This window comes from Nitrobacter sp. 62-13 (assembly GCF_001896955.1).
In the GTDB taxonomy this organism is placed as follows: Bacteria; Pseudomonadota; Alphaproteobacteria; order Rhizobiales; family Xanthobacteraceae; genus Nitrobacter.
On the sequence record NZ_MKRN01000177.1, the window covers coordinates 37391 to 44892 of the forward strand.

5 protein-coding genes are annotated in these 7502 nt (G+C 59.4%); 3 read left to right on the forward strand and 2 right to left on the reverse strand.

The genetic code is table 11. From position 1 onward, the window contains the following. From BGN91_RS12795 to BGN91_RS12805, 3 genes are all read left to right on the forward strand, one after another. Nucleotides 1-667 (forward strand): DUF3459 domain-containing protein (locus BGN91_RS12795; RefSeq protein WP_292613721.1); only part of this gene is annotated, 667 nt, incomplete at its 5' end. Beyond that, nucleotides 667-3513, forward strand: a complete 2847-nt coding sequence (gene treY / locus BGN91_RS12800) for a malto-oligosyltrehalose synthase (RefSeq protein WP_292613722.1) — start codon at nucleotides 667-669, stop codon at nucleotides 3511-3513. The genes BGN91_RS12795 and treY, both read left to right, overlap by 1 nt. A 93-nt stretch (nucleotides 3514-3606) precedes the next feature. Continuing rightward, a complete protein-coding gene (locus tag BGN91_RS12805) occupies nucleotides 3607-6096 on the forward strand; it encodes a glycogen/starch/alpha-glucan phosphorylase (protein WP_292613724.1) in 2490 nt (829 codons plus the stop codon). 159 nt (nucleotides 6097-6255) lie between these two features. Here the strand turns inward: BGN91_RS12805 and BGN91_RS12810 are convergent, their stop codons facing one another. Together BGN91_RS12810 and BGN91_RS12815 are read right to left on the reverse strand one after the other, a co-directional pair. Further along, nucleotides 6256-6516, reverse strand: coding sequence for a DUF2249 domain-containing protein (locus BGN91_RS12810; RefSeq protein WP_292613725.1), 261 nt, complete (start codon nucleotides 6514-6516; stop codon nucleotides 6256-6258). A 215-nt stretch (nucleotides 6517-6731) separates the two neighbouring features. Continuing rightward, nucleotides 6732-7502, reverse strand: a 771-nt coding sequence (locus BGN91_RS12815) for a xanthine dehydrogenase family protein subunit M (protein WP_292613727.1), incomplete at its 5' end; no start/stop codon positions are given.

Here is a 7502-nt window from a genome sequence, read left to right on the forward strand (position 1 = left end):
CCGTTCTCGCGGCGAGCAGATCGGCGCGCTTCCGCCCGCCGCGTTCGTGAATTTCCTTCAGAACCACGACCAGATCGGTAACCGCGCGCTGGGCGACCGGCTCGAATGGACCGCGGACGCGAGGGCTATCGAGGCCGCGCTTGCGATCACCCTGCTCGCACCGATGCCGCCGTTGATGTTCATGGGCGAGGAATGGGGAGCGACCACACCGTTTCCTTTTTTCTGCGACTTCAAAGGCGACCTCGCCGAAGCGGTGCGATCCGGACGACGCAGGGAATTCGCCGAGGCTTACGAGATGTTCGGGGACAACGTGCCTGATCCCCTTGCGCAGTCAACGTTCGAGTCAGCGGTCCTGGCGTGGCCGAAAGACGGTCAATACCCGCCGCGATATGCGTTGATCAGGAAATTATTGCGCGTTCGCCACGACGAACTCATGCCGCATCTTGGCAACGCAGCGTTCGCCTCCGCCGAACTCCGCAAGAACGATCGCCTGCTGATGGCATATTGGCGCCTCGGCAATGGTTCACTCCTGCATCTCCGCGCCAACATCTCCGATCACAACGTCACCAACGATGCGTCGCCGATACGAGGCCGCATGATCTGGGGTGAAGAGCCGCCCGCGCGTTTGCCGGCCTGGTCCGTTTTCTGGTCGATCGGAGCGATCTGATGGACGGCGCCGTTCCACGTGCGACCTATCGCCTGCAATTTACGTCGCATTTTACTTTCGACGACGCCGCGGCGATCGTTCCGTATCTCAAGAAGCTTGGTATCACGCACCTCTATGCGTCTCCGTTTATGAAAGCGCGGCGCGGCAGCACTCATGGCTACGACATCGTCGATCACAACGTCATCAGCCCCGAACTCGGCGGCGAAGACGGCTTCAACCGACTGAGCGCCGTTTTGGCAGCTCACGGGATGGGGCTGATTCTCGATTTCGTTCCAAACCATATGGGGGTGCACTATGCCGATAACGCCTGGTGGCTGGACGTGCTCGAATGGGGACCGAAGTCGGCGTTCGCCGAGTTCTTCGATATCGATTGGGACGTTCTTCCATTTCGCACCAAGCCGGGACTGTTGCTTCCGATCTTGGGGGCAGCCTATGGCGTTTCGCTCACGCAAGGCGAGATCGAGTTGAAATACGATCCGCGGGACGGAAGTTTTTCGGCGTGGTATTTCGAACACCGGCTGCCGATCGCGCCGGAACGTTACAGTGACATTCTCAAGGCAATCGCCGGCGAGCTTCCGCAGGGTTCAGCCCGAAGCGATTTGCTCGCCATCTCCGAGCGCTACGGCGGTCGGGATAATCCCGGACGTGGGCGCGCATCAGCGCTCAAGCGCGACATCGCCGCTATTGCTGGAGGTGCGGCAGCTATCGATCAGGGCCTCGAGGTCTACCGGGCCGGCCCCGACAATCCGGCGCAGACCAAAGCCCTTCACCACCTGTTGGAACGACAGCACTACAGGCTCGCTCACTGGAAGCTTGCAACAAGCGAAATCAATTACCGGCGATTCTTCGACGTGAACTCGCTGGCCGGACTTCGCGTCGAGGATCACGATACGTTCGACCGCATTCATGGTCTCGTCCGCCGATTGATTGCCGAGAAAAAGATACAGGGGCTACGGCTCGATCATATCGACGGGTTGTACGATCCTGCGCAGTATTGCAGGCGTCTGGGGCGACTGATCCGCGACGCGCAAGGTCCAGATCGGCGTCCGTTCTATCTGTTGATCGAAAAGATTCTCGGAGATCACGAAGCGCCGCCGCAATTCGCCGGTATCGATGGTACCACGGGTTACGAGTGTCTGAACGCCATTTCCCGGGTTCTCGCCGACGAGAAGGGCCTGGAGACCCTCGACGAAGTCTGGCGTCAGGCCAGCGATATCGCGCCCGCCTTCGATCCCGTATTGCGCGCCTCAAAACGACGCGTGATCGAGACGTTGCTCGCAAGCGAATTCACCGTGCTCACGCGTTTGCTGACCCGCATCGCCGCGGGCCACTATTCCACACGCGACTATTCCGCCGATAGTCTTCGCCAGGCCTTCGAGTTGTTTGTCCTGCATTTTCCGGTTTACCGCACCTATGTCACGCAGGCCGGGCCAAGCGAAAGCGAGCGGAAACTCATCTCTGAAACGATCGCCAAAGCGCGGCAGGAGTGGTTCGCCGCCGATGACGGGATTTTTGATTTCCTGCAGGATGCGTTGACGCTCGATCTGCTTGCTCCCGGGAGACCGCCGCACAGCCGCCAGCGGGTTCGCCGGTTTGCTCTCAAAGTCCAGCAGTTCACCGGGCCGACGATGGCCAAGTCGCTCGAAGACACCGCCTTTTATCGTTATCACCGCCTTCTTGCCTTCAACGAGGTCGGCGGAGATCCCGCCGCGCCGGCTCTCGATATCGCCGGCTTTCATCGAAAGATGCTCGATCGCGCCGGACGCCGGACCCACGGACTAATCGCCACGGCTACCCATGACACCAAGCGCGGCGAGGATGCCCGCACGCGGATCCTCGCACTGACCGAGTTGTCGAGCGAATGGGCGAGCATGGTCGGGCGATGGAAGACCTTCAATGCGGGTTTGGTATCCACCAACAACGGCGTCCGCAGCCCGTCCGTCGCCGACGAATACATGCTGTATCAGGCGCTGATCGGCGCCCTGCCCTTCGATGATATCGATCACACATTTGTTGCGCGAATGCAGGCCTATGCCGAGAAGGCCTGCCGCGAGGCCAAGCTGCAGACGAGCTGGCTCAATCCCGACGCAACCTACGAAACCGGCGTCAGGCAATTTCTGGCCGGCATTCTGGACGAACACCGATCGTCCGAGTTTCTTCGATCCCTGAAGACTTTCGCACGCCGCACGTCGCTGATCGGCGCGTTGAACTCGCTGAGCCAGATCACCCTGAAGGCGACGATTCCCGGCGTTCCGGATTTCTACCAAGGCACCGAACTGTGGGATTTATCGCTGGTTGATCCGGATAACCGTCGGCCGGTGGATTTCACGGCGCGCAAGGCCATTCTCGATTCCGAAGCCGCTGACATGTCAGCTCTCACCGAGAGCTGGACCGATGGTCGCCTCAAGCTCGCATGGACACATCATTTGCTAGACATGCGCACGCGTTATGCAAACGTCTTTGCTGATGGAGATTTCAGACCATTGATCGCCGAAGGCGCGCATCGCCACCACGTCATCGCGTTTGGCCGCACTCACCACAGCGAGGCCATCGTTGTCGTCGCCCTGCGACATTTTGCACTTTTCACGGATGCCGGCATGATGTGGCCGACGTTTGACAGCCTCAATGCGTGTGTGGATCTCGACAATTTGTCTCTTATCCATCCGGCGGTCATGGACCAGAAACTCGATCTCAAGCGATTGTTTGATCGGCTTCCGATCGCCGTTCTGGCGGGGCGAGTGCCGACACGATCCGAAATCGGTCGCGCGGCGCGGCTGAAACAAAAGTTCCAAAAGCGAAATAACCGCGATACGGTTCGGCTCAAGAACCACAAGACCGCCGATTGATTGCGTATGGAACCGAGCATTAAACTTTCCGAAATCTGGCAACTCGCGGTCGACCGTGCGCCTTATCGGCAGAAACAGAATCTGGATTACAGGATGGTCTTCAAACTCTTTCCCAAGCAGGATCGTAACCTTGACGATGACCCGTCGATGCCGGCCAAGTCCGAAGACGATGGCATCGTCGCGGAGATCAAGAGCGCGATCCTGTCCAAGATCATTCTGGTGGCCGGGAAGGATGTGAAACACGCCAACATCTACGACTGGTATATCGCGGCAGCACTGACATTGCGCGACCGCATCGTCTATCAATGGCTTCAATCCGATCGGTCCGCTCAGAGCAACGGTGACAAGCGCGTCTATTATCTGTCGCTCGAGTTCCTGATCGGGCGGCTGCTGACCGATGCCCTGACCAACATGTCACTGGTCGAGCCATTCCGCACCGCGATCGAGGATCTTGGCATCGATTTCGACGAGTTGCGCGACGTGGAACCCGACGCCGCGCTCGGTAACGGAGGTCTGGGCCGGCTCGCCGCATGTTTCATGGAAAGCATGGCAACCCTGGCGATCCCCGCGCAAGGTTACGGCATTCGTTATGAGCATGGACTGTTTCGCCAGATCGTTTCAAACGGATGGCAGGAAGAATTTCCAGAACAGTGGCTTCTCTCCGGAAACCCCTGGGAATTCGAACGCAGCGACGTGATCTTCGACATCCAGTATGGCGGACGTCTCGACCGCATCGAACAGCCCGGCAAGCCGACCCATACGCTCTGGATACCGGATGAGACCATTCAGGCGGTTGCCTATGATACGCCGATCGTCGGCTGGCGCGGCCGTCACGTCAATGCATTGAGGCTGTGGTCCGCGCGCGCGGTCGATCCGATGCGTCTCGACACATTCAACAGCGGCGATCACCTTGGCGCGATGTCTGAGATGGCGCGGGCGGAAGCGATCTCGAAATTCCTTTATCCAAGCGATGAAACGCCGGCGGGACGCGAATTGCGCCTGCGTCAGGAATACTTTTTCGTTTCCGCCTCGCTGCAGGATATCCTCGACCGCCATCTGCACACCGACGGAGACCTCCGGTCGCTGCCGTCCCATGCGGCGATTCAGCTCAACGATACCCATCCCAGTCTCGCCGTTCCCGAGCTGATGCGGCTCCTGGTAGATAAATATCAAATCGATTGGGACGAAGCCTGGGACATCACCACTAGGACGATCTCCTACACCAACCATACCCTGTTGCCGGAAGCGCTCGAGACCTGGCCGGTCGAACTGTTCGGACGGATGCTGCCGCGCCATCTCGACATCATTTACCGGATCAACGTGGACCATCTTGCGGCGGCGGAAAGGCATTCGGGAGCCGATAGCCGATTTAGCGCATCGGTATCGCTGATCGACGAAACCGGAGGGCGGCGCGTTCGCATGGGCCATCTCGCCTTCATCGGCTCTCATCGCATCAACGGCGTTTCCGCCATGCATAGCGAACTCATGCGTGAAACCGTGTTCGCCGATCTGAACAGCATGTACCCCGGCCGCATCACCAACAAGACCAACGGCATCACCTTCCGCCGCTGGCTGCATCAATGCAATCCGAAACTTGCCTCACTGCTGCAGGATGCGTGCGGCGCTGCGGTTCTCGACGAACCCGAGCGGTTGCGAATGCTGGAGCGATTGTCGGATGACCGCGCGTTCCAGCAACGCTTCCAGGCCGTCAAGCGGGACAACAAGGCTGCGCTCGCCCAGGTCATCGCCAGCCGCCTTGGCATCATCGTCGATCCGTCGGCACTGTTCGATGTCCAGATCAAGCGCATTCACGAATACAAGCGTCAACTTCTTAACGCGATCGAGGCGGTGGCGCTCTATCAGGCCATCCTTGCCAATCCGGACGGGAACTGGACGCCACGCATCAAGATTTTCGCCGGAAAGGCGGCTGCGAGCTATCGGCAGGCCAAGCTGATCATCAAGTTCATCAACGACATCGGCGAGATGATCAACAACGATCCTGCGATCAGGGGCCTTCTCAAGATTGTCTTCCTGCCGAACTATAACGTCAGCGCCGCCGAGATCATCGTCCCGGCGAGCGACCTGTCCGAACAGATTTCCACTGCCGGCATGGAGGCCTCCGGAACCGGCAACATGAAGTTCGCACTGAACGGCGCGATCACAGTCGGAACGCTTGACGGCGCCAACATCGAAATTCTCGAGCATGTCGGCGAGGACAATATTTTCATCTTCGGAATGAATGCAGATGAGGTTGTCCGGCGTCGCGCCACGGGTCTGGAGGCCACCGATGTCATCGGGTCATCGCCGATGCTGGCCGGTGTGATCGAAGCCATCGAGCGCGGCGTGTTTTCGCCGGATGACGTTTCGCGTTTTGCGCCGATCGCCCATGCGTTGCGTTTTCTCGATCACTACATGGTGTCAGCGGATTTCGAGGATTATTACCGTACCCAACGCGCCGTCGACACGAAATGGCATAGTCCGGAGTGGACCCGCTCGAGCATCCTCAATGTCGCGCGCATGGCATGGTTCTCGTCCGACCGCACCATCCGGGAATATGCCGAGGACATCTGGAATATTCCCTGACATGATGGCGACCTTGCCGGCGAGGACACCACCGTGCCAACTCTGAAAAAGGAGGCGCCGGCGGAGTGAGAGCCGCCGGCGCGGTCGACAAGCGATCTCTGCGGAAGATCCTCCTTGTCGACGAGGTGGCAGGGCGGCCGTTTCCGACCGCTGCGTGGGTCAAGCCACCTTGAACTGTTTGGCGATCTCCACCTTCCAGACCGACGGACCCTGCTTCAGATAGGTCCAGGAGAATTCGTCGGGATGACTGGCTTGGATCTGAGAGTAGAGCGGCATCGGATCGTGGTCGTTGACTAGAACGAATGACTCGCCTGCCCTCAGGTCGCCAACAATCTGAAAGGCTTTGGTGTGACGCTGCGCCGGACTCAGGTTGCGGAAGTCGATCTCGGCGACATCAATTTCCTCAGTTGTCTGACACATGACCGCTCCTGTCGCCTCAATGGGCCGCCGGAAAGAGCTTCGCCTTCAACCGATCCTCAAATCCAGAAGTAAAGAATCACTCTGCATGCATGAATACTCGCGCGATTAAGATGGATAGTCAATACATCTTTTTGAAACAGCAGCTACAGCGCCAAACGGTCGCAGCAAGGCGCACGCTGAACGTGAACGCGGAAAGGTTGGGAGTTCGGATCGGGTCAGTTCGCCTGCTGGACGGCGCGCTGGGCCATGACCTTGACCAGATTGGCGCGATAGGCCGCCGATCCGTGAATGTCGGCGATCATGCCGGCGTCCGGAATCCTGATCGCGTCCAGCGCCGAAGGAGACCAATCCGCCTTGAGCGCCGCCTCGATGGCGCTGACGCGCATCACGCCGTTCTGCGACGCGCCCGTTGCTGCCACGCGTACGTCGCCGGCTTTGGTCCTGGCGACGAATACGCCCGTCAGCGCGAAGCGCGAAGCCGGATGGCGCATCTTGGCATAGCCGGCTCTTTCCGGAATCGGGAAGGCGATTTCGGTGATGATCTCGCCGTCTTCCAGCGCCGTCGTGAACAGTCCTTTGAAGAAATCATCGGCTGCGATCGACCGTTTGTTGGTCTTTACGGTTGCGCCGAGCGCCAGAACGGCGGCCGGATAGTCGGCGGCCGGATCGTTGTTGGCGATCGATCCGCCGATGGTGCCGCGGTAACGGACTGCCGGATCGCCGAGCAATGACGTCAGATGCACCAGCGCCGGAATCGCTTTCTTCACATCGGCGTTGGTCATGATGTCATAATAGGTCGTCGCCGCCCTGATGGTGAGCGTGCCGCCGGACGCCTCGATGCCGACCAGTTCTCTGATCCCGGCAAGATCGATCACGTCGGAGGGAGCCGCCAACCGCTGCTTCATCACCGGCAGCAACGTGTGACCGCCGGCGAGATATTTCGGATCGGAAGCCTTGGCGAACAGCGAGACGGCTTCGTCGATGCT

Coding starts and splice junctions, on each gene's coding strand:
- BGN91_RS12810 (WP_292613725.1), bottom strand. CDS start 6,516: ATGTGTCAGACAACTGAGGAAATTGATGTCGCCGAGATCGACTTCCGC.
- treY (WP_292613722.1), top strand. CDS start 667: ATGGACGGCGCCGTTCCACGTGCGACCTATCGCCTGCAATTTACGTCG.
- BGN91_RS12805 (WP_292613724.1), top strand. CDS start 3,607: ATGGTCTTCAAACTCTTTCCCAAGCAGGATCGTAACCTTGACGATGAC.